The sequence below is a fragment of the Novosphingobium sp. BL-S-34 genome (assembly GCF_056857015.1).
Genome location: NZ_CM166473.1, coordinates 1,906,671 through 1,925,887 on the forward strand (window position 1 = coordinate 1,906,671; position 19,217 = coordinate 1,925,887).

At 67.4% G+C, this 19,217-nt stretch carries 16 protein-coding genes; 7 read left to right on the forward strand and 9 right to left on the reverse strand.

What is annotated here, in order from left to right; translation table 11 throughout:
* Positions 1-275: 275 nt before the first annotated feature.
* Positions 276-1,490, forward strand: coding sequence for a mechanosensitive ion channel family protein (locus AC1VV3_RS22135; RefSeq protein ID WP_132267674.1), 1,215 nt, complete (start codon positions 276-278; stop codon positions 1,488-1,490).
* 76 nt (positions 1,491-1,566) lie between these two features.
* Here AC1VV3_RS22135 and AC1VV3_RS22140 read toward each other — a convergent pair whose 3' ends face one another.
* Together AC1VV3_RS22140 and AC1VV3_RS22145 are read right to left on the reverse strand one after the other, a co-directional pair.
* Positions 1,567-2,601 (reverse strand): class 1 fructose-bisphosphatase, encoded by a 1,035-nt coding sequence (locus AC1VV3_RS22140; protein WP_132267676.1) that lies wholly within the window; start codon positions 2,599-2,601, stop codon positions 1,567-1,569.
* A 391-nt stretch (positions 2,602-2,992) separates the two neighbouring features.
* Positions 2,993-3,493: a MarR family winged helix-turn-helix transcriptional regulator gene (locus AC1VV3_RS22145; protein WP_134093348.1), complete on the reverse strand. Its 501-nt coding sequence runs from the start codon at positions 3,491-3,493 to the stop codon at positions 2,993-2,995.
* A gap of 111 nt (positions 3,494-3,604) precedes the next feature.
* Here AC1VV3_RS22145 and AC1VV3_RS22150 point away from each other — a divergent pair, with 111 nt between their 5' ends.
* Genes AC1VV3_RS22150 through AC1VV3_RS22160 form a run of 3 tightly spaced genes read left to right on the forward strand, consistent with a single transcriptional unit; the run spans position 3,605 to position 7,844 of the window.
* Positions 3,605-4,801, forward strand: a complete 1,197-nt coding sequence (locus AC1VV3_RS22150; protein WP_482962516.1) for an HlyD family secretion protein — start codon at positions 3,605-3,607, stop codon at positions 4,799-4,801.
* Positions 4,798-6,372 carry an MDR family MFS transporter gene (locus tag AC1VV3_RS22155; protein ID WP_132267681.1) on the forward strand — a complete coding sequence of 525 codons (1,575 nt, stop codon included), beginning with the start codon at positions 4,798-4,800 and terminating at the stop codon, positions 6,370-6,372. The genes AC1VV3_RS22150 and AC1VV3_RS22155 overlap by 4 nt, the downstream gene beginning before the upstream one ends.
* Before the next feature lie 8 nt (positions 6,373-6,380).
* A complete protein-coding gene (locus AC1VV3_RS22160; protein ID WP_482962517.1) occupies positions 6,381-7,844 on the forward strand; it encodes an efflux transporter outer membrane subunit in 1,464 nt (487 codons plus the stop codon).
* Positions 7,845-7,959: 115 nt separating this feature from the next.
* Here the strand turns inward: AC1VV3_RS22160 and AC1VV3_RS22165 are convergent, their stop codons facing one another.
* From AC1VV3_RS22165 to AC1VV3_RS22195, 7 genes are all read right to left on the reverse strand, one after another.
* The gene (locus AC1VV3_RS22165) at positions 7,960-9,264 is read right to left on the reverse strand and encodes a methyl-accepting chemotaxis protein (protein ID WP_482962518.1); all 1,305 of its coding nucleotides are present in this window, start codon (positions 9,262-9,264) and stop codon (positions 7,960-7,962) included.
* Positions 9,265-9,518: 254 nt separating this feature from the next.
* Positions 9,519-10,493 (reverse strand): fumarylacetoacetate hydrolase family protein, encoded by a 975-nt coding sequence (locus tag AC1VV3_RS22170; RefSeq protein WP_482962519.1) that lies wholly within the window; start codon positions 10,491-10,493, stop codon positions 9,519-9,521.
* Positions 10,494-10,495: 2 nt separating this feature from the next.
* Positions 10,496-11,287 (reverse strand): cyclase family protein, encoded by a 792-nt coding sequence (locus tag AC1VV3_RS22175; RefSeq protein WP_482962520.1) that lies wholly within the window; start codon positions 11,285-11,287, stop codon positions 10,496-10,498.
* Positions 11,284-12,441: an alpha/beta hydrolase family protein gene (locus tag AC1VV3_RS22180; protein WP_482962521.1), complete on the reverse strand. Its 1,158-nt coding sequence runs from the start codon at positions 12,439-12,441 to the stop codon at positions 11,284-11,286. The genes AC1VV3_RS22175 and AC1VV3_RS22180 overlap by 4 nt, the downstream gene beginning before the upstream one ends.
* A 15-nt stretch (positions 12,442-12,456) precedes the next feature.
* Positions 12,457-12,906 (reverse strand): nuclear transport factor 2 family protein, encoded by a 450-nt coding sequence (locus tag AC1VV3_RS22185; protein ID WP_482962522.1) that lies wholly within the window; start codon positions 12,904-12,906, stop codon positions 12,457-12,459.
* Complete coding sequence (locus AC1VV3_RS22190) at positions 12,906-13,808, reverse strand: VOC family protein (protein WP_482962523.1); 903 nt, start codon at positions 13,806-13,808, stop codon at positions 12,906-12,908. The genes AC1VV3_RS22185 and AC1VV3_RS22190 overlap by 1 nt, the downstream gene beginning before the upstream one ends.
* A gap of 25 nt (positions 13,809-13,833) precedes the next feature.
* Complete coding sequence (locus AC1VV3_RS22195) at positions 13,834-14,994, reverse strand: FAD-dependent oxidoreductase (protein WP_482962524.1); 1,161 nt, start codon at positions 14,992-14,994, stop codon at positions 13,834-13,836.
* Positions 14,995-15,331: 337 nt separating this feature from the next.
* Between AC1VV3_RS22195 and AC1VV3_RS22200 the strand changes: the two genes are divergently transcribed.
* The 3 genes from AC1VV3_RS22200 (at position 15,332) to AC1VV3_RS22210 (ending at position 19,203) form a co-directional block, all read left to right on the forward strand.
* Positions 15,332-16,687, forward strand: coding sequence for an amino acid permease (locus AC1VV3_RS22200; RefSeq protein WP_132267697.1), 1,356 nt, complete (start codon positions 15,332-15,334; stop codon positions 16,685-16,687).
* 74 nt (positions 16,688-16,761) lie between these two features.
* Positions 16,762-17,679: a LysR family transcriptional regulator gene (locus AC1VV3_RS22205; protein ID WP_132267699.1), complete on the forward strand. Its 918-nt coding sequence runs from the start codon at positions 16,762-16,764 to the stop codon at positions 17,677-17,679.
* A gap of 174 nt (positions 17,680-17,853) precedes the next feature.
* Positions 17,854-19,203 carry an MFS transporter gene (locus tag AC1VV3_RS22210; protein ID WP_132267701.1) on the forward strand — a complete coding sequence of 450 codons (1,350 nt, stop codon included), beginning with the start codon at positions 17,854-17,856 and terminating at the stop codon, positions 19,201-19,203.
* Positions 19,204-19,217: the final 14 nt, after the last annotated feature.

A 19,217-nucleotide genomic window follows, 5' to 3' on the forward strand; every position in this document is an offset into this window, starting at 1 on the left:
CACGGCGGCGGGGCGGGCGGAGCGGGCGACGGGGGCCGATGGCGGAGGGCGGCGCTGCCCCCTCCCCCTCGCCCCCCGCGGTTGACGCAGCCCGCCGCACCTCACTACTCGGGGCGTCGCGCGGCCGGGAACAATCCCGCCGGCACGATCATTGAACCATCCTGCGCCGAGCCTGCGCCGCACAGGACGCAGGGCGTCGTGGGTCGCCTGGTCGGCCGGATCGCCCCGTCACGCGGAGCGGCCCGCCGATGCGCTCAGCAGAACGAAGAGTATTGATGGCTGCAAGCACCCCCACCCCCGCCGCCTCCACGTCCACGGCCGCTTCGGCTCGGCATGCTCCCCCTGACGTGCAGGCACAGATCCACGATCTGACCAATGCCACGGTAAACTGGTTCCAGACCTACTGGCTGCAGATCATCATCGCCGGTGCCATCGCCATCGGCATCGTCACGGCGCTCTACGCGCTGCGGCGGCTGGGCAACCGCCTCTGCCGCCCCGGCCAGTCGCGCGGCGCCTGGCTGACGGTGGTCGGCCGGGTGGTGACCAAGACCACCAACTACTTCATCGTCATGACCGCCATCAAGGTGGTCGACAACTATGCCCAGACCCCGCCCGCGCTCGACCGGCTGGTGACATTCCTGTTCACCATCGCCGCCGTTCTGCAGGGCGCGATATGGGCGCGCGAGTTCATTCTCGGCACGATCGAGCACAAGACCGCCAGCGAGCACTTCCAGGGCGAGACGATCATCAATGCCATGGGCCTGATCCGGCTGTTGGTGAGCGTGGTGGTCTTCGCGGTCGCCACGGTGGTCCTGCTGGACAATCTGGGCGTCAACGTGACCGGCCTCGTCGCGGGTCTCGGTGTCGGCGGCATCGCCATCGGCCTGGCGGCGCAGGGCATCTTCGCGGATCTGTTCGCGGCGCTGGCGATCATCTTCGACCGGCCCTTCAGCAAGGGCGACCAGATCAGCTTCGGCAGCAGCACCGGCGTGATCGAGGCGATCGGCCTCAAGTCCACCCGCATCCGCGCCTATACCGGCGAGCTGCGCATCATCTCCAACAAGAACCTGCTGGACACGGAGATCCTCAACGTCACCAAGCGGGATCACATCCGCCTGCCCTTCACCATCGGCGTCGCTTACGAGACCCCGGCGGAGACGCTGGAACGGATCCCCGGCATCCTGAGGGAACTGGTGGAGGAAGTCGGCGGCAAGCCCGCGCGCGCCGGGTTCGAGACGTTCGGCCCCAGCTCGCTCGATTTCGCGCTGCTGGTCGACGTGCCCGGCGCGGACTGGTCGGTGGCGCATCCGCTGCGCGACCGCCTGCTGGTCTCCATCATGAAGCGTTTCGCGGCCGAGGGCATCTCCATCCCCTATCCGACGCAGACGACTTATACCGCGGCGCCGGACGGACGGCTCATCATGCCTTACGCCGATGACCGGGCGCAGGTGCCCCAGCGCGCCGAACGCCAGATGAGCCAGCGCGGATAACCACCCGCTGTCCCCGCCACGAAAAAGGCCCCGGCCGCTGCTGCGACCGGGGCCTTTTTCATGCCTTTGGCGGATTTCAGGTGACCGGGGCTGCCTGAAGATCCATTTCCAGCGACAGTTCGCGGACTTTCGCCACTTCCTCGGGATCGCCCAGGACCACGCCGATGCGCTGGTGCAGGCCCACGGCCTCGGCATCCAGGATACGCTCGCGTCCATCGGTGGCCGCACCGCCGGCCTGCTCGATCAGCATGGCCATCGGGTTGGCTTCATAGAGCAGGCGCAGGCGCGCCTTGCCTGGCTTGGCGTAGTCCGAGGGGTAGAGGAACACGCCGCCCCGCTTGAGGATGCGGTGGACGTCGGCCACCATCGAGCCGGTCCAGCGCATGTTGTACTGCCCGGCCAGCGGACCGTCGATGCAGCCCACGCGTTCGTCCACGTAGCGCGAGATGCCGGGCGACCACTGGCTGCGGCGCGCCATGTTGATCGCCACTTCGGGGTTGCCCGGGGTGATCCGGAGTGGACCGTCGGTCATACGCCAGGCGCCCACTTCGCGGTCGAGCGTGAATTCGTAGACGCCGTTGCCGATGGTCAGGACCAGCATGGTCTGCGGGCCGTAGATGGCATAGCCGGCGGCAACCTGCTCGCGGCCGTACTGGAGGAAATCCTCCTCGGTCACCTCGCGGCCCGAAGCACCCTCGGGCGCCTTGAACACGGAAAAGATCGTGCCCACCGAGAGATCGACGTCGATGTTGCTGGAACCGTCGATGGGATCGTAGAGCAACAGGTATTCGCCCTTAGGGTACCGGCCCGGGATGCGGTGGATCGTCTCCATTTCCTCGGAGGCCAGGGCCGCCAGGTGGCCGCCCCACTCGTTCGCGTCGACCAGGAGGTCATTGGCGATCACGTCCAGCTTCTTCTGCACTTCGCCCTGGACGTTCTCGGAACCGAGGCTGCCGAGCACGTCGCCCAGGGCACCCTTGGAGATCGCCTGGGCAATCACCTTGCAGGCGCGGGCCACGGTCTCGATCAGGAGGCGCAGTTCGGCGGGACAGGCGGAATTGGGCTCCCGTTGCTGTTCTATCAGAAAGCGGGTGAGCGTAGTCGGCTTCATGGTCGGTTCCCTGCCTAGGCGGTCGAAAGGAGGCGATGAGGCCGGGGTCGGCCTGAAATCATGTGGCGCGGCGGCCATGCAGCCTCCGGTCCGGCATCCTTAGCCCAAGCGGCCCCGCGCGGCCATCGTCAAACGCTGGAATGAAGGATTAGAAAGGCGGGACTTTTCGCGCAGGCGATAAACCCATATTTCGTGCAGGTAATCATCGCCGCAGAACGATGTTCTCTTCCTCCCCGGACGCCGAAGTGGTATCCTGCGCGCAACCGCCAAAGAGCGGTACCGATAGGAGAGCGATATGGAGCGTCTGGAATCCGTATTTTGCGTCTGCGAGTTCAAGGTATTGTGCGCTGCGGTGTGCTGTTCCGGTAGTCTCGCACTCGTGACGATACTGCTATTGACCTGACTGGCCTGAACCTTCCGGAGATCCCCGGTTGTCCAGCGCGCCGTTATCGAGCGTACTGGGCGCGCCCATCTCGATCATCCGGTCGTTCAAGGTTCTCAGGATAGACAGGAACGTGTTCAGGTCCTCATCGCCCAGGACCTCGAAAAACTGCGCTGCGAAGGCATCCCGGTGCGGTTCCACCTCGCGAATGACCGCGCGCCCCGCTTCCGTCAGATTGATCCGCTTCGCCCGCCGGTCACTGGGATCGGGGCTCCGCGCCACAAGCCCATCCCGCTCCAGCCCGTCGATCGCCTCGGTTACCGTGCGCGGCGCCTGACCCAGCGCGTCGGCAATGTCGGTCGAACGCATCGCGCCGCATCTTTCCATCAGCAACAGCAGCTTGAGCTGCGCCAGCGACGCCCCATGCGCCCGCATCCGGTCATTGAAGAGCCGGTGCATGCGCAGATGCAGATCGCGCATCTGTTCGAGGACTTCCTGCTGGATGCTCATGTCGAGAAATAGTGTGGGACCATATCAAATGCCATTGCCATATGCTCCGCGCGGGTGCAAGTGCATGTCCATCACTGCTGCGATGCAGCAATAAGGCATGAGTAACGATTGATGGCAAACGATGTGAGCGGGTCGCACGAAGGTCCCCAGAATGCCCCCGACAGCGAATCCGGCGCCTCCCCGGCAGCCGAAACCGCGAATCGGCCTTCCGCGCTCAAGCGCCCGGGCGTGCGCCGCGCGCTGTTCGTCGGGGTGCTGGTGGTGATCGTCGCGGGCGGCGCCTGGCTGCTTCACTACGAAACGCGGGGCAAGTACCTTCAGGACACCAACGACGCCTATATCCAGGCGGACGCGGTCACCATCTCGCCCAAGATCTCCGGCTATGTCGAGGACGTGCTCGTCGGCGACAACCAGGACGTGAAGGCCGGCCAGCCGCTCGTCCGCATCGACCCGCGCGACTACAATGCCCAGGCGGAGCAGTACCAGGCGCAGATCGACGTCGCCAAGGCCAATGCCGATAACGTGCGCGCCGGCATCGGCGAGCAGGAAGCCGGCATCGCCCAGGCCCGCGCCCAGCTGGCCTCGGCCGAGGAGGACGCCCGCTACGCCGAGCGCGAGGCCGCTCGCTATGCCCCGCTGGCCGCCAGCGGCGCCGAGACGAAGCAGCAGCTCGCCTCCTTGCGCAACCAGGCCGCCAAGGCCCGCGCCGCCGCCGATGCGCAGCGCGCCGCCGTGCTTTCGGCCGAGCGCCGGATCGGTTCGCTCAACGCCCAGATCCGCCAGGCCGAGGCCCAGGGCGAAGCCGCTCGCGCCCAGCTGGCCGCCGCCCATGTCAATGTCGGCTCCACCGTGCTCAAGGCCAGCATCGACGGCCGCATCGGCGACCGTACCGTGCGCACCGGGCAGTTCGTGCAGGCCGGCACCCGCCTGATGTCGGTGGTGCCGCTGACCAAGCTCTACGTCACCGCCAACTTCAAGGAAACGCAGATCGGCCTGATGCACGCCGGCCAGCCCGCGACCATCCAGGTGGACGCGCTGGACGGCACCAAGATCCGCGGCCACGTCGAATCCATCTCGCCGGGCACGGGCGCGCAGTTCTCCCTGCTGCCGCCCCAGAACGCGACCGGCAACTTCACCAAGATCGTCCAGCGCGTGCCCGTGCGCATCGCCATCGACGCCGGACCCGAGGCGCGCCGCGTCCTCGTGCCCGGCCTTTCGGTCACCGTCACGGTCGACACCCTGGCCGCCAAGGGCACCCAGGGCGCCGTGGCCAAGCAGGAAAAGGCACGCCGGGACGATAACCGGTGAGCCGATCCGCTTCCGTTTCGTCCCCGGCCCGGTCGCCGGCCGAACCGCCGGCGCCGCCGGAAACCGAGCAGCGCGCCGATGCCGCCGCCTGGCTGGCCGTGGCCGCGGGCACGCTGGGCGCGCTGATGGCGACGCTGGACGTCTCCATCGTCAACAGCTCGCTGCCCACGATCCAGGGCGAGATCGGCGCCAGCGGCACCGAAGGCACCTGGATCGCCACGGCCTATCTCGTGGCCGAAATCGTCATCATTCCGCTGTCCGGCTGGCTTGAACGCCTGCTGGGCCTTCGCACCCTGCTGCTCGTCGCCTCGGCGCTGTTCACCCTGTTCTCGATCATGTGCGGCCTTTCGACCACGCTGCCGATGATGATCGTCGGCCGCGTGGGCCAGGGCTTCACGGGCGGCGCGCTGATCCCCACCGCCATGACCATCGTGGCGACACGATTGCCCCGCGCCCAGCAGCCGATCGGCAATGCCCTGTTCGGCGCGACCGCGCTGCTCGGGCCGGTGGTCGGCCCCGTGCTGGGCGGCTGGCTGACGGAGAACGTCAGCTGGCACTACGCCTTCTTCCTCAACCTGCCGGTCGGCATCGCGCTGGCGACGCTGCTGCTGGTGGCCATCCCGCACCAGAAATCCAACCTCGGCCTCATCCGCGAGGCGGACTGGATGGGCATTCTCGGCCTGGCCCTCGGCCTGGGCGGACTGACCGTGGTGCTGGAGGAAGGTGAGCGCGAGCAGTGGTTCTCCTCCGGCCTCATCATCTCGCTGACGGCGGTATCGGTGTTCGGGATGGTGCTGATCGCGCTGGGCCAGATTTTCGCGCGCAAGCCGGTGATCCAGCTCAAGCTCCTGCTGAACCGGCAATTCGGCAGCGTCGTCGCCATGGTCACCGTGGTGGGCATGGTGATCTACGGCACGTCCTATGTGATCCCGCAGTTCCTTTCGACGATCGCCGGATACAATTCGCTGCAATCGGGGCAGGTGGTGATGCTTTCGGGCATCCCGGTCATGCTGATGATGCCGATAACGCCCTGGCTGATCCGCAACGTCGACATTCGCCTCTCCGTCGGCTTCGGCCTCTCCGTACTGGCGCTGAGCGCCCTGCTGGAGACCGGCCTGACGCCGCTTTCCGATGGCGCGGACTTCGTGGAATCCCAGCTCATGCGCGGCATGGGCACGGTGTTCTGCATGATGTTCCTGAACCAGGCGGCGATCCGCTCGGTGCCCAGGGAAGAGGCGGGCGATGCCTCGGGCCTCTACAACGCCGCGCGCAACCTGGGCGGTTCCTTCGCCCTGGCCGGCATCGCGGTGATCCAGGACCAGCGCCTCTGGCTCCACGCCCGGCGCCTGGAGGAAACGCTCAACGCCAATTCGGTCTCCGTGCAGGACTATGTCGCCGCGCAGGGACCGGGCGTGCTGCGATCGCTGGAATCGACCATCCAGATCCAGGCGCTGACGATGACTTATGCCGACATGTTCTGGATGATGTCGGTGGGCATCGTCTTCGTCATTCCGCTCGTTCTGTTCCTTCGCCCGCTGCCCAAGAATGCGCCGCTGGCGACCGGACATTGAGGAAAACCATGCGTTTCATCCTTCTGCTGCCCCTGATGACCGGGGCTCTGACGGTCACTCTCGCCGGCTGTACGGTCGGTCCCGACTATGCCGGCCCGCCCAGGGCCGCCTCCGATGGCGCCACGGCCGCCGCCTTCGTGCGCGCCGATGCCGGTGCGGTCACGGCCGCACCGCCGGTCGCCGACTGGTGGAAGCCGCTTGGCGATCCCCTGCTCGACGATCTGATCGCCCGCGCCCTGGCCGGCAATACCGACGTCAAGGCCGGCGAGGCGCGCCTGCGCCAGGCCCGCGCCGCCTTGGGCGAGGAGCGCGCCAACCTCGCGCCCAAGGTCAGCGCTTCGGCCATGTACGCTCATGCCCATGTCCCCGGCGTGGCTTTCGGCAGCAGTGACGGCAGCGACAGCAGCGGAGGCAGCGACAGCAGCGGGGGCAGCAGCGGCACCGACCTCAACCTCTACAACCTGGGCTTCAACGCCAGCTGGGAAGTCGACCTGTTCGGCGGCCAGCGCCGTGCGGTGGAAGCCGCGCGCGCCGGCATCGAGGGCGCCGAGGCCAGCCTGGCCGACGTGCAGGTGAGCATCGCCGCCAATGTCGCCAAGTCCTACCTCGACTTGCGCGACCGTCAGCAGCGCATCGCGCTCGGCCAGCAGTCGATCGCCTGGCAGGAAGAGGCGCTCACCCTCACGCGCCAGCGGCTCGAACGCGGCACCGCAACCGCGATGGAAGTGGCCCAGGCCGAGGGCCAGCTCGCCTCCGCCCGCGCCCAGATCGCCCCGCTCGCCGCCGAGCGCGACACCTACATGAACGCGCTGGCGGTGCTGACCGCGCAGGAACCCGGCGCGCTCGACGCTGCCCTGGCCGCCGCCGGGGAGATCCCGCTGCCGCCCGCGACAGTGCCCGTGGGCGACCCCGCGCGGCTGATCGCCAACCGTCCCGACATCCGCGCGGCCGAGCGTGAGCTTGCCGCCGATACCGCCAAGATCGGCCAGGCCGAAGCCGCGCGCTTCCCGCGCCTCTCGTTCATGGGCCTGATCGGCATCGGCGGCACGAAGATCAGCGACCTTGGCAAGCTGGACGACTTCACCGCCCTTGCCGCCCCGCAACTGAGCTGGAGCTTCCTCGATTTCGGCCGCAGCAAGGCCAAGGTCCACCAGTCCGAAGCCGTGCGCGACGAGGCCGAGGCCCGCTACCGCGGCACCGTGCTGACCGCTTTGCGCGATGCCGAGGATTCGCTGGCGCGCTACCGCGAAGGCCGCATCACCGTGGCCGCGCTGGCCCGCGCGCGCGACAAGGCGGCGATGGCGGAGAGCCTCACCGACCAGCGCTTCCAGTCCGGCACCGCCACCCGCGTCGCCGTGCTCAACGCCCGCCGCGACCGCAGCAGCGCCGAGCAGAACCTGGTGACGGCCCGCGCCGCGCTCACATCGGATTACGTGGCCATCCAGAAGGCGATCGGCTTGGCCTGGCGCTGATAGGGCCTGGCGCTGATAGGGGCCTGTCCCTGATCTGACGCTGATACGGCGCTGACGAAAAAGGCTCCCCGGTCGCACCGACCGGGGAGCCTTCGCGTATCCGCGGTGGAACCGCTCAGCCGTGGCGCGCGATCAGCCGCAGGCCCGGGGTCGCCGGTCCCATCCGGAAACGATCGGCCTCGGCCGCCAGTGCGGCGATTTCCGAGGTCAGATTGCGAGCAGCGGCGGAGGTTTCCTCGACCATCGCCGCATTCTGCTGGGTGGCGTGGTCCATGGCCCCCACTGCCGTATTGATTTCACCGATCGCCGCGGCCTGCGCGTCGTTGTCGGCGGCGATCTGGCCCGCAAGCCGGGTCACTTCCTCGCCAGAGGAGGAGATGACGCCGAACGCGGAGTCCACTTTCTCCACGGCATCGACCGCCGCCTCGATGTCGGTCTGGGTCACGCCCAGCTGGTCGCGGGCACGCTTCGATTCCTCTTCGGCGCGCATGGCGAGGGCCGAGACGAGGTCCGCCACCACCGCGAAACCGCGCCCGGCATCGCCGGCCCGGCCGGCCTCCACCGCCGCATTCATGGCGAGCACGCGGGTCTGGAAGGCAATCTTGTCGAGACCCTCGATCACGCCGTCGATGCCCTTGGCGCTGTCGCTCACGCGGTTCATCGCCTGGACCGCGGCGTCCGTGCGCGCCCGGCCTTCCAGCACCGCGCCCATCGCCTGTTCCGACGTGGAGAGCGAGCGCGAGGCGGCCTGCGCCGTGGCGCGCAGGCGGTCGTCGATCTGCTGGATCGCCGCAGCCGTCTGCTCCAGGCTGGCGGCATTGCCTTCGGTGCGGCGGGCCAGGTCCTCGGAGGCCTGAGCGATCTCGCGCGATCCGGTGAGGCTGTTCTGGGTGCTGGCCTTCACCGAGCCGAGCAGGCCGCGCAGGCTGGCCAGGGCTTCGTTGAAGCTGGCCTTGAGCGCGGCGTATTCGGCCGGGTAGTCCTCTACGATATCGCAGGAAAGGTCGCCTTCGGACAAGCGGCGGAAGTTCTCGGCCATGCCCTGCACGACGACGGAATTGCGCTGCGCCTCGCCGTTCGAGGCGATTTCCGCCTGCGCGGTCGCGCGGAACTGGAACATCGCCTGGGTCAGGCGGCCGACGCAGTCGCGGTAGTGCGTGAATTCGATCGGGCTATCGAGATCGCCCGAAGCCAGGCCCTCCATGCGCACCACGGTGGTGACGTAAGGCCCGGCGATCGCCTCGCGGTAGCCCACGGCCAGGACCACCGCCAGCGCGGTCGCGCCCAGCGCCACCCAGTGCGCGGCACTTTCGCCCACCAGCAGCCCAGCGCCTCCCGACAGTCCGACGAGGATGACGAAGCTACTGAAAGCGATAAGTAATTTCAGTCTGATCGGCGCGTTGGCCTTGAACCATTCCATTCGGATTCCCCCACCCCTGAGTTGTCGCCCGAGCGGCGGGAATTCCAGCCGGACGAGATATCCATCAGGCTTTATAGAGTGGAAGAAAGGCGTCAGTTTCGGACTCGGCGGAATTACAACCGAAGAGGTTCTTTTGCAGGACTGTTCTTGCAGGAGCCGTGAAAGCGGAAAACGATTGCCAAATGAACGTACGGATTCTTGCGCTTTTTAGGTAATGGTTTGCAAGCGGCAAGAATACCGCCGCCGACCGCCTCTCAGCCCGGCCGGCTTCCCTTCAGGACCACGGCCTGGTCGATGACGCCGAACGGCATCCAGCCGGTGCTGTCGCAGGCTGCCATGCGGACCCGGTCACCGTGGACCATGAACGGGGTGGCGGGCTTGCCGTCGCGGATGATCTCGATGGCGCGGACTTCGGAGATGCAGCTCGATCCCACTTGCGCGTAATCGGCGTTGGACACGGTGCCCGACCCGATCACCGTGCCTGCGACCAGATCGCGGGTCAGGGCGGCATGGGCAATGAGATCGTGGAAACCGAAGTCCATCGCGGCGCCGCTTGCCGCGCCGAAGCGCCGGCCGTTGAGGTCGACCAGCAGGTCCATGCAGACCCGGCCGTCCCGCCAAGCCGCGCCCAGTGCCCCGGGCGTCACCGCGAAAGGCGCCATGGCGCAAGCGGGCTTGGCCTGGACCCAGCCGAAGCCGGTCTTCATCTCGACCGGCGCGATCGTGCGCAGCGACCAGTCGTTGATCTGGACGACGAGCCGGACGTGCTTCAGCGCGTCGGCGGCTGGCGTCCCCATCGGCACGTGATCGACGACCACGCCGAACTCGCCCTCGAAATCGATGCCGTGGTCGGGGTCTGCGAAAGGTACCGGGTCGTGGGGGCCGTGGAAGCGGTCCGACATCCCCTGGTACATCAGCGGCCGGTCGCTATCGACGGGAGGCAGCCCGAAGGCGATCTGCATGAGTTCGCCGTGCGTGCCGAAGGCCGATCCGTCCAGCCACTGCCAGGACCGCGGCAACGGCGCGCGAAGGCGGCCGGGGTCAAGCGTCCCGCCGCCGCCTGCCTCCAGCATGTCCGCAAGCTTGCGCAAGGCAGGCTCGGCGGCGGCCCAGTCCTCCATCGCGGAGAGCAGGGTCAGCCCCGGCGTCGCCAGCCAGCGCGCGCCGTCGCGCGACACGACGATCAGCGCACCATCGGGGCGCCCGTTTTCCACCGTGGCAAGACGCATGGTCAGTCCTCGAAGATCGCGACGGCGCGCGTCCAGCCAGCCGAAGCGCCCTTGATCTTGTGCGGGAAGCACGAGACGGTGAAGCCGTGCCCCGGCAGCACTTCCAGGTTGTGCAGCTTTTCGAGGTGGCAGTAGCCGATGTCGCGGCCTGCCTTGTGGCCTTCCCAGATGAGCGAAGTATCGCCGGTTTCCTTCACCTTTTCGGCCGTATAGCTGAACGGCGCATCCCACGACCAGGCATCGGTGCCGGTCACGCGCACGCCGCGTTCGGTTAGGTACATCGTCGCCTCGTAACCCATGCCGCAGCCGCGATTGACGTAGTTGGGTTCCCCCAACGCCTTGCCGGCAGCGGTGTTGACGAGGACGATGTCGAGCGGCTGCAACGCGTGCCCGATGCGCGAGAGTTCGTCCTCGACGTCCTTGGCGGTGACCACATAGCCATCGGGGAAATGGCGGAAGTCCAGCTTCACGCCGGACTGGAAACACCATTCCAGCGGCACTTCGTCGATGGTGATCGAACGCTCGGGCTCTCCATCCTTGCCATTCATGGTCGGGTGGAAGTGATAGGGCGCATCGAGGTGCGTGCCGCTGTGGGTGGTCAGCTTCACCCATTCGGACGCGGCAAAACCGGCGCCGTCGGGCGTGTCCTCGGCGGTGACGCCGGGGAAGAACATGTCCAGCTCCGGCGCGGTGTCCATGTGGGTCTGGTACGTGATCTCCGGCTTCAGGAACGGCGGATCGCTGACCACGTCGTTGCAGAGCGAGATCGAGAGGTCGACAAAGCGGCGGGTCATGCGGTTTCTCCTCCGAGCGTCTCGGCGAACCAGTCCGAAATCAGGTCGCGCCCGTAAGCCATGTTGTCGGCACCGACGTGTTCGACACCGCCTTCGCGGGGCGTGAAAATCACCTTCTCTCGGCGCGGCGAGTTGACGAGCTGGTCGTGGAGGTCATCGGCATAATCCACGCTGATCTGGCGGTCCTTGGCGCCGTGCGTGACGAGGAACGGCACCTTGATGCGGTCCATATGGCCATTGAGGTTCATCGCTTCGGACTTCGCCAGGAAATCGTCCTGATCCTCGGCTCCAAAGGCCCAGTGGACGTGCGCCCAGTAATGCGGCACCGGATTCTCGCCCTCACGCGCCATGCGCTTGTCCTGCACTTCGCGCCAGTTGTGGTTGGCACCCCAGACCGCGCCCGAGGCGAAGCGCGGCTCGTAGGCCACCGCGCGCGGCGCGAAATGGCCGCCAAGCGAGATGCCGGTCATGCCGATGCGCGCCGGATCGACATCCGCCTGCTGCTCCAGCCAGTCCACCGCCTTGCTTGCCCAGCTTTCCGAATGCGGATCGACAGGCAGGTCCTGCAGGCGCAGCGCCTCGCCCGAACCGGGCTGGTCGACGCAGAGGGTGGAGATGCCGCGCCGCGCCAGTTCCTGCGGCAGGCGCGTCCAGTAGAGCAGTTCCTTGCAGCTATCGAGGCCGTTGCAGAACACCACCACCGGCTTGCGGCCTGCTCCCGGCGCGCGGGTGAACAGCGCCGGCATCTTGCCTGCCTCCAGCGGGATCTCCACGCGTTCGCGGTTGATCTTGCCAAGCGCGGTCGAGCGGTCGAACGCCGCGCGCGCCCGGGCATAGGTTTCCTTGCGTCCGGGATGGCCGTGGCCCTGCATCCGCTCTGCGGTGATGAGGTAGAGCGAGGCGCGCTCCAGCTTGTTCGAGGCCGAGAACTTGCGGCCCTTCGCCTCGTCCTCGGCGGCGAGTTCCAGCAGCTTGTCGCCCATCGCCGCCCAGGCCTTCATGAACTGCGGCGTGCCGGCATCGGCGCCGCTCGCCGCCGCGTCGCGGATCGGCTGGCACATGTCGATGATCTCACCGAGCTGCGCGCCCGATTCCATCGCGATCGAGACCGAGAGATTCCAGATGTAGTTCGGAAAGTATTCGAAGAGGGCCAAAGGGGGCTCCTGTAATCAGAAATAGGGGTGCGGATTGACGGTCTGCGTCTGGATCGGCTGCAGCACGTCCCAGTGCTCGACGATCCGGCCGTCCTTCAGGCGGTAGATGTCGGCCACCGCGCCGCCGGGATTGTCCGGCGAGGGGCGGCCGCGAAGGTGGATCATCGCCATGTCGCCATCGACGAGGATCCGCTTCACATCGAACGCGGCGCCGGGCGCGGAGAACTTCGGCTCCAGCATGGCGATCGCCGCCTCGCGCCCGTCAAGAATGCCGGGGTTGTGCTGGATATAGTCCGCCGCGACATAGCGCTCGAAGGCCGCGCGTACCTTGCGCTCGGTGTAGAAGAGGCGGGCGAAATCGGTCACGACCGCACGGTTGCGCGTCGTCAGCGTCTCCGGCGCGCGGGCCGAGACCAGCGCGAGAGCGCAGGCCACAAGGGCCGCGACCGACAGGCCCCGCTTCATCAGGCGTCCGCCGCCTGGAACAGGCGCGCGTCGGGCGCGGGATGCGGCATCGTCTGCGGACCGCCGACGCCGATGCCCCACTGGTCCATGACCTGCGGGCCGGGGATATGCACCTTGTGCTGGTGCGTCTCGAAATCGACCTCTTCCAGCTCCGAGGTGTACTCGACCGCGAAGCCGGCCGGCGTCGTGAAGTAGCTGAACGTATTGTTGCCCGCCGTGTGGCGACCCGGGCCCCAACGCAAGTCCGTGCCCCGCTGCTTCAGGCGATGCACGCCCCGCATCATGTCGTCCACCGAGAGCATGTCATAGGCGACGTGGTTCAGGCACGGCGGCCCGGGCAGGATGGCCACGCGGTGATGGGCTTCGTTGCAGCGCAGGAAGCACATGAAATCACCCAGCCAGTCGCTCACCTTGAAGCCCAGCACATCGGTGAAGAAACCCACCAGCGCCTGATGATCGGGCGAGTGCATGACGATGTGGCTGATCTTCACCGGCATGCCTTCCCAGCGCTCCATCGCCCGCTTGCCCAGCGTCTCGACCCCGGCCGAAATCTCGAACGGCAGACCATCGGGCGAGAAGAAGCGGAAGGCATAGCCGCCGCCCGGCGCATCGATTTCGCGCGGGGCGAAGATCACCTTGCAGCCGGCCGCCACGACCTTGTCGTGCAGGGCATTCACGTCTTCGCGCGTGTCGGCGGCGAAAGCGATCACTTCCACATGGTTGGCATCCGACTTGTGGAGGCGCACGACGTGATGCTCGTCATGCCCGTGCGTCTTGAACCACGCGAAGTCCTCGTTCGCGCCGACTTCCACCAGGCCCCAGTCCTCGGTGTAGAATGTGCGTTCGGCGTCGAAGTCCTCGACGCCATATCCGACGTAGCGGATTTCGGTCACTCGGCTCATGGCTGCAATTCCCTGCATGAAATGGTCAAATGGGCTGGCTGACCACCGCGAACATCTCCGCGGTGGCCTTGTGATTGTCGACAGGCGGCCCCTTGCCGATCTGGCCGTGGCAGATCGCCAGCGAGGCCTCGACGATGTAGCGGCAGCGGTCGTAGCGGCGGGCGCGATAGGCCTCGAAAGCCTTTTCGGGCCTGTCTCCTGCATCATGGGCAGCGGAGAGTTCCTCTGCCAGCACGATCGCATCCTCGATCGCCATGCCCGCGCCCTGCCCCAGGTGCGGCGTGGTGGCGTGGACGGCATCGCCCAGCAGGACGACGCGTCCGGCGTGCCAGGGCCCATGGACCATCATGCCTTCCAGCGGGCGATAGACGACCTCGGCATCCTCGGTGATCGCCTCGGCCAGCGCGCGGATCGCCGGTGCGGTCTGCCCCAGCTTCGCGCGCATCGTCGCGGCCAGACCCTCGACCGGATAGCGCGGATTGTCCGGCTCCGGCGTCGTCGCGTACATATACATGGTCTCGGCCGACATCGGCACCAGCCCCACCCCGGTCGGGCCGTTGTAAACGTGGAGAGCGTCGAGCCCCTCGGGCCGCGGGAAGTTGTAGCGCCAGACCGACTGCCCGGTGAATTCGGGGCTTTCCGCCTCGGGCAGGACCATGCGGCGGGTCTGCGAATAGACGCCGTCCGCGCCGATCACGACATCGTAGCGCGCCTCTCCGCCGTCGGAAAAGCGCACCGATACGCCGGTCTCGTCCTGATCGAGCGTCTCGGCCGTTACGCCAGGACGGATTTCGGCGCCCAGCGCCCTCACGCTGTCTCCCAGCACTTTCTGCAAGGCGCGGCGGCCGATGCCGACGTTGGCAGGCTTGCCCTCGACCAGGGTGGGCGTGGGAATGCGGGCGACGCGGCTGCCGTCCGGAATGTAGATCTCCACCGCGTCGAAGCCGCAGGCGGCGTCCAGAAAGGCATCGAGCACGCCGAGCTGGTCCATGGCGCGCACCACGTTGGACTGCTGGATGATGCCCACCCCGTAGACCGACCAGGTGGGATCGCGCTCGATCACGGTGACGCGGTGTCCCTTGCGGCGCAGCGCGATGGCCGCGGAAAGGCCGCCGATGCCGCCGCCGATCACCAGGACGTTCAGGTCCGGAACGAGCGGGGCTGCGGGTGTCGTCCTGCCGGACATGCTCAGAAACTCCTCGGTCAAGGCCGGAGAGGATCGGGTGGCGGCAGGAGCGTCGATGCAACGGGGCAAGTCCGCGGGATCGCCCCGCCGGCTTGCATCAGGCCGTGTCCGGCCTTTCGGTCATCGCTCTCACCCGGATTCGTGCAGCCCGATCTTCTCTTCTCGAACCCGCCTCTCGCACATCGGTGAGCATCGCTGAAATGAATTGATTTGATCTATTTGCATCGACATTATCGATGATAGAGCCTCTGCCGCGGATAGGCCGGAAGCGAGCGAACTTGCGCGTGCGCCTGCGAGTGCTAGATCGAACCACGACCCGAGAAGGACAAAGACTGCCATGACTGCTCCCGCCACGGCGCCGGCTGCCCTCCCCAAGACACTGTCATGGCCGCACCTGCTTGCGCTGGGGGTCGGCTCCATCGTCGGCACCGGCATCTTGACGCTGATCGGCGTGGGGGCGGACCGCGCGGGACCGGCGGTGCTGCTGTCCTTCGCCATTGCCGGCGCCATCTGCGCCTGCGCCGCGCTCGCCTATGCCGAACTGTCGACGATGATGCCCACCGCCGGCAGCGCCTACAGCTACAGCCACAAGGTGCTGGGCGGTACGGTGGGCTGGATCGTGGGCTGGAGCCTGATCCTGGAATATTCGCTGGTGGTCTCCACCGTGGCGGTCGGCTGGTCGGGCTATGCCGCGCCGCTGCTGCAGGGCGTGGGCTTCCCCAAGGCGCTTACCCAGGGGCCGGAGCTGGGCGGGCTGGTCAACCTGCCTGCCATCGTCATCATCGCCGTGGTTGCGGGCCTGCTGGCGTTCGGCACGAAGGAAAGCGCGCGGGTGAACACCGTGCTGGTGGTCATCAAGATCCTGACGCTCAGCCTGTTCGTGGCCGTGGCGCTGCCCGCCTTCGACGCGGCGAACCTTCAACCCTTCATGCCCTTCGGCTTCGGCAAGTCGATGAGCCCGGACGGTGTCGAGCGCGGGGTCATGGCTGCCGCCGCGATCATCTTCTTCGCCTTCTACGGCTTCGACGCCATCTCCACCGCCGCCGAGGAGACGCGCAATCCCAGCCGCGACCTGGTGATCGGCATCATCGGATCGCTGGCGATCTGCACGCTCGTCTACGTCCTCGTCGCGGCCGCCGCGATCGGCGCCATGCCCTTCACCCGCTTTGCCGACAGCCCGGAGCCGCTGGCGCTGATCCTGCGCGAAATGGGCCGCGCGCCGGTGGCGCATATCGTCGCGGTGGCCGCCGTGATCGCGCTGCCGACCGTGCTGCTGGGCTTCCTCTACGGCCAGAGCCGCATCTTCCTGGCCATGGCGCGCGACGGTTTCCTGCCCGCCTCGCTGGCGAAGCTCTCCTCGCGCGGGACACCGCTGAGAGTGACGACGATGACGGCGGTGATCGTGGCGATCCTGGCCGGCGTGCTGCCGATCTCGGAAATCGCGGCGCTGGCCAATGCCGGCACGCTGATCGCCTTCGCTGCCGTGGGTACCTGCCTGATCGTCCTGCGCAAGCGCGAGCCGGACGCGCCCCGCCCCTTCCGCGTGCCTGCCGGCATCGTGGTGGGCGGCGCGACCATCCTCGGCTGCCTCTATCTCTTCGCCAGCCTGCCCACCAAGACCCTGCTGGCCTGCCTGTGCTGGAACCTGCTGGGCGGCGCGCTCTATCTCGTTCGCGGGCGCCGCAGGCCCTGACAGGCCGGGGCCGCCGCTGACCGGCAGCCCATGACGCCGGTTGGCGCGGGCTCCGGCGCGTGCTAGCCGGAACCATGCTGACCATCAGGCAGATCGAGATCTTCCGCGCGGTGATGATCACCAAGACGGTGAGCGGCGCCGCGCGCATGCTGGGCACGTCGCAGCCCGGCCTCAGCCGCATGCTGGGTCATATGGAGGACAAGCTCCACTTCCGCCTGTTCGACCGGACGCGCGGCCGGCTGGTGCCCACGTCCGAAGCCCGCGTGCTGTTCGAGGAGATCGAGCAGATCTACAAGGGCTTCAACGACCTGGAGCATGTCGTGCGCCGCCTGGCCAAGGGCGAGGATCGCACCTTCCGCCTGGGCGCCTCTCCCTCGCTGGGCCATTCGGTGGTGCCGCAGATGCTCTCGCGCCTGACCACCAATTACCCCGGCCTCACCATCCAGTTCGACATCCTCTCGGTGGAACAGGCGGACGACTGGCTGGCGCTCCAGCGCGGCGACTATGCGCTGACGGTGTTTCCCATCGATCACCCCAATGTCCTGTCCAGCCGCATCGGCAACGGCCGCATGGTCTGCGCCGTGCCGGCCGGCCATCGCCTGGCCGACCGCGAGCGGATCACCGTGGCGGACCTGGGCGGAGAGCCGATCCAGTCGTTCCGGGAAGATACGCCGCATGGCCGCATCATCGCCAGGATGTACGAGGAAGCCGGCGAGCAGCTGGAAGTCTCCACTTATATCCGCTTTGCAGAAACGGCCGTGGCTTTCGTCGCTCACGGCATGGGCATCGCGCTGGTGGACAGCTTCACCGCCATGCAGCCCCATGCCGAGACCGTGCGCTTCCTGGAGTTCGAGTCGCCGGGCCTGCTGCCGGTCTATGTCAGCCGCAACCTGGACGTGGCGCGAACCCTGGTGGGCGAAACCTTCGAGGAGATCGCCCGCAACATGCTGATGAACCTCCCAAGAGGCATCTCCCATAACATAACGCTATAAGTCACAGTCTCGCAATGTCTGGCAAAGCGCCCCCGGATCAAACACCGTGATCCCGCTCGCAAAGGTTTGGACCGCCAGGTTCCGGCCCGAAAGGTTCACGAATGTCCCGGCGCCGGGCCGCCGGACGACAACAGGCGCGATGCAAGCGCCGCTGAGGATGGGAAAGGCGTTACCATGGCCAGCTATTCCGCCGCCGGATCGGTGTCCGTGCGTCCTTACGTGACTGTCGGCGAATCCGCCTCGCAGAACGTCGACGGCTGGACGCCGCGGCAAGTGCTCGTGGTCGCCATCTGCTTCCTGCTGAACATGCTGGACGGCATGGACGTGCTCATCCTCTCCTACGTCGCCCCCGCCCTTTCCGCCGACTGGAAAGTCAGCCCGGAAAGCCTGGGCGTGGTGTTCAGCTCCAGCCTGGCCGGCATGGCCGCGGGCGGGCTGCTGATCGCGCCGCTGGCCGACAGGTTCGGCCGCCGCAAGCTGATCATCGCCTCGCTGGTGATGATGACGGTGGCCATGTTCGGATCGGCCCTGGCGGCCTCGATCGCCGAACTCATCCTCTCGCGCTTCGTGGTGGGCATCGGCATCGGCACGGTGCTGGCCAGCATGGCCGCGCTGACGGCCGAATATGCCCCGGCCCGCCACCGCACGTTCGCCGTGGGCTTCCTCCAGGCCGGATATCCGGTCGGCGCCACCATCACCGGTTTCATCGTCGCTCACCAGATCGACGCTCACGGCTGGCAGGCCATGCTGCTCGGCGCGGCGACGCTCTGCCTGCTGGCCCTGCCGCTGGTCTGGACGCTGCTGCCCGAATCGGTGGACTTCCTGCTGGCCCACCAGCCCAGGGGCGCGCTGGCCAAGGCCAACCGCCTGCTCGCCTCGCTCGGCCGCCCGACGCTGGAGGCCCTGCCCGAGCGCCGCCAGGCCGAAGCCCATTCGGTGGGCCTGCGCGGCGTGCTGGGCGAAGGACGCACTTCGGGCACGATCCTGCTGTGGACCGCCACGATCTTCGGCTTCATGACGCTCTACTTCGTCATCAGCTGGATCCCCAAGCTCGCCGTGGAGGCCGGGCTTCCCGCCACCCAGGCGATCTACGCGGGCGCGGTCTACAACATCGGCGCCTTCATCGGCATCACCTCGATCGGCCTGATCGCCAGCCGCATCGACTTGCGCCGCCTGATCCTGCTCTACATGGTGCTCGCCGCGGCCGCCCTCGTCGTGTTCGGTGCGGTGTCCATGACCATCGCCGCCACCCTGCTCACCGCCTTCTTCATCGGTGCCTTCATCCAGGGCGGCTTCAACGGCTGCTATCCGCTGGCCACCAGCTTCTACCCGCCTCAAGTCCGCAGCACCGGGCTGGGCTGGGCGATGGGCATCGGCCGCATCGGCGCGGTGATCGGCCCGATGCTGGGCGGCGTGCTGCTGGCGGAGAAAGTGCCGCTTTCGGCGATCTTCGCGATCTTCGCCGTCCCGGCGGTGCTGGCCGGCCTTGCCGTCACCCTGATCCGCATGCCCGGCCAGCCCTGAGCCAAGCTCTCACG

Bases quoted from the DNA above. Each gene is read 5' to 3' on its own strand.
- AC1VV3_RS22165 (WP_482962518.1), bottom strand. From the start codon at position 9,264: ATGGAATGGTTCAAGGCCAACGCGCCGATCAGACTGAAATTACTTATC.
- AC1VV3_RS22140 (WP_132267676.1), bottom strand. From the start codon at position 2,601: ATGAAGCCGACTACGCTCACCCGCTTTCTGATAGAACAGCAACGGGAG.
- AC1VV3_RS22160 (WP_482962517.1), top strand. From the start codon at position 6,381: ATGCGTTTCATCCTTCTGCTGCCCCTGATGACCGGGGCTCTGACGGTC.
- AC1VV3_RS22185 (WP_482962522.1), bottom strand. From the start codon at position 12,906: ATGAAGCGGGGCCTGTCGGTCGCGGCCCTTGTGGCCTGCGCTCTCGCG.
- AC1VV3_RS22175 (WP_482962520.1), bottom strand. From the start codon at position 11,287: ATGACCCGCCGCTTTGTCGACCTCTCGATCTCGCTCTGCAACGACGTG.
- AC1VV3_RS22135 (WP_132267674.1), top strand. From the start codon at position 276: ATGGCTGCAAGCACCCCCACCCCCGCCGCCTCCACGTCCACGGCCGCT.
- AC1VV3_RS22170 (WP_482962519.1), bottom strand. From the start codon at position 10,493: ATGCGTCTTGCCACGGTGGAAAACGGGCGCCCCGATGGTGCGCTGATC.
- AC1VV3_RS22210 (WP_132267701.1), top strand. From the start codon at position 17,854: ATGGCCAGCTATTCCGCCGCCGGATCGGTGTCCGTGCGTCCTTACGTG.
- AC1VV3_RS22145 (WP_134093348.1), bottom strand. From the start codon at position 3,493: ATGAGCATCCAGCAGGAAGTCCTCGAACAGATGCGCGATCTGCATCTG.
- AC1VV3_RS22190 (WP_482962523.1), bottom strand. From the start codon at position 13,808: ATGAGCCGAGTGACCGAAATCCGCTACGTCGGATATGGCGTCGAGGAC.
- AC1VV3_RS22150 (WP_482962516.1), top strand. From the start codon at position 3,605: ATGGCAAACGATGTGAGCGGGTCGCACGAAGGTCCCCAGAATGCCCCC.
- AC1VV3_RS22200 (WP_132267697.1), top strand. From the start codon at position 15,332: ATGACTGCTCCCGCCACGGCGCCGGCTGCCCTCCCCAAGACACTGTCA.
- AC1VV3_RS22195 (WP_482962524.1), bottom strand. From the start codon at position 14,994: ATGTCCGGCAGGACGACACCCGCAGCCCCGCTCGTTCCGGACCTGAAC.
- AC1VV3_RS22205 (WP_132267699.1), top strand. From the start codon at position 16,762: ATGCTGACCATCAGGCAGATCGAGATCTTCCGCGCGGTGATGATCACC.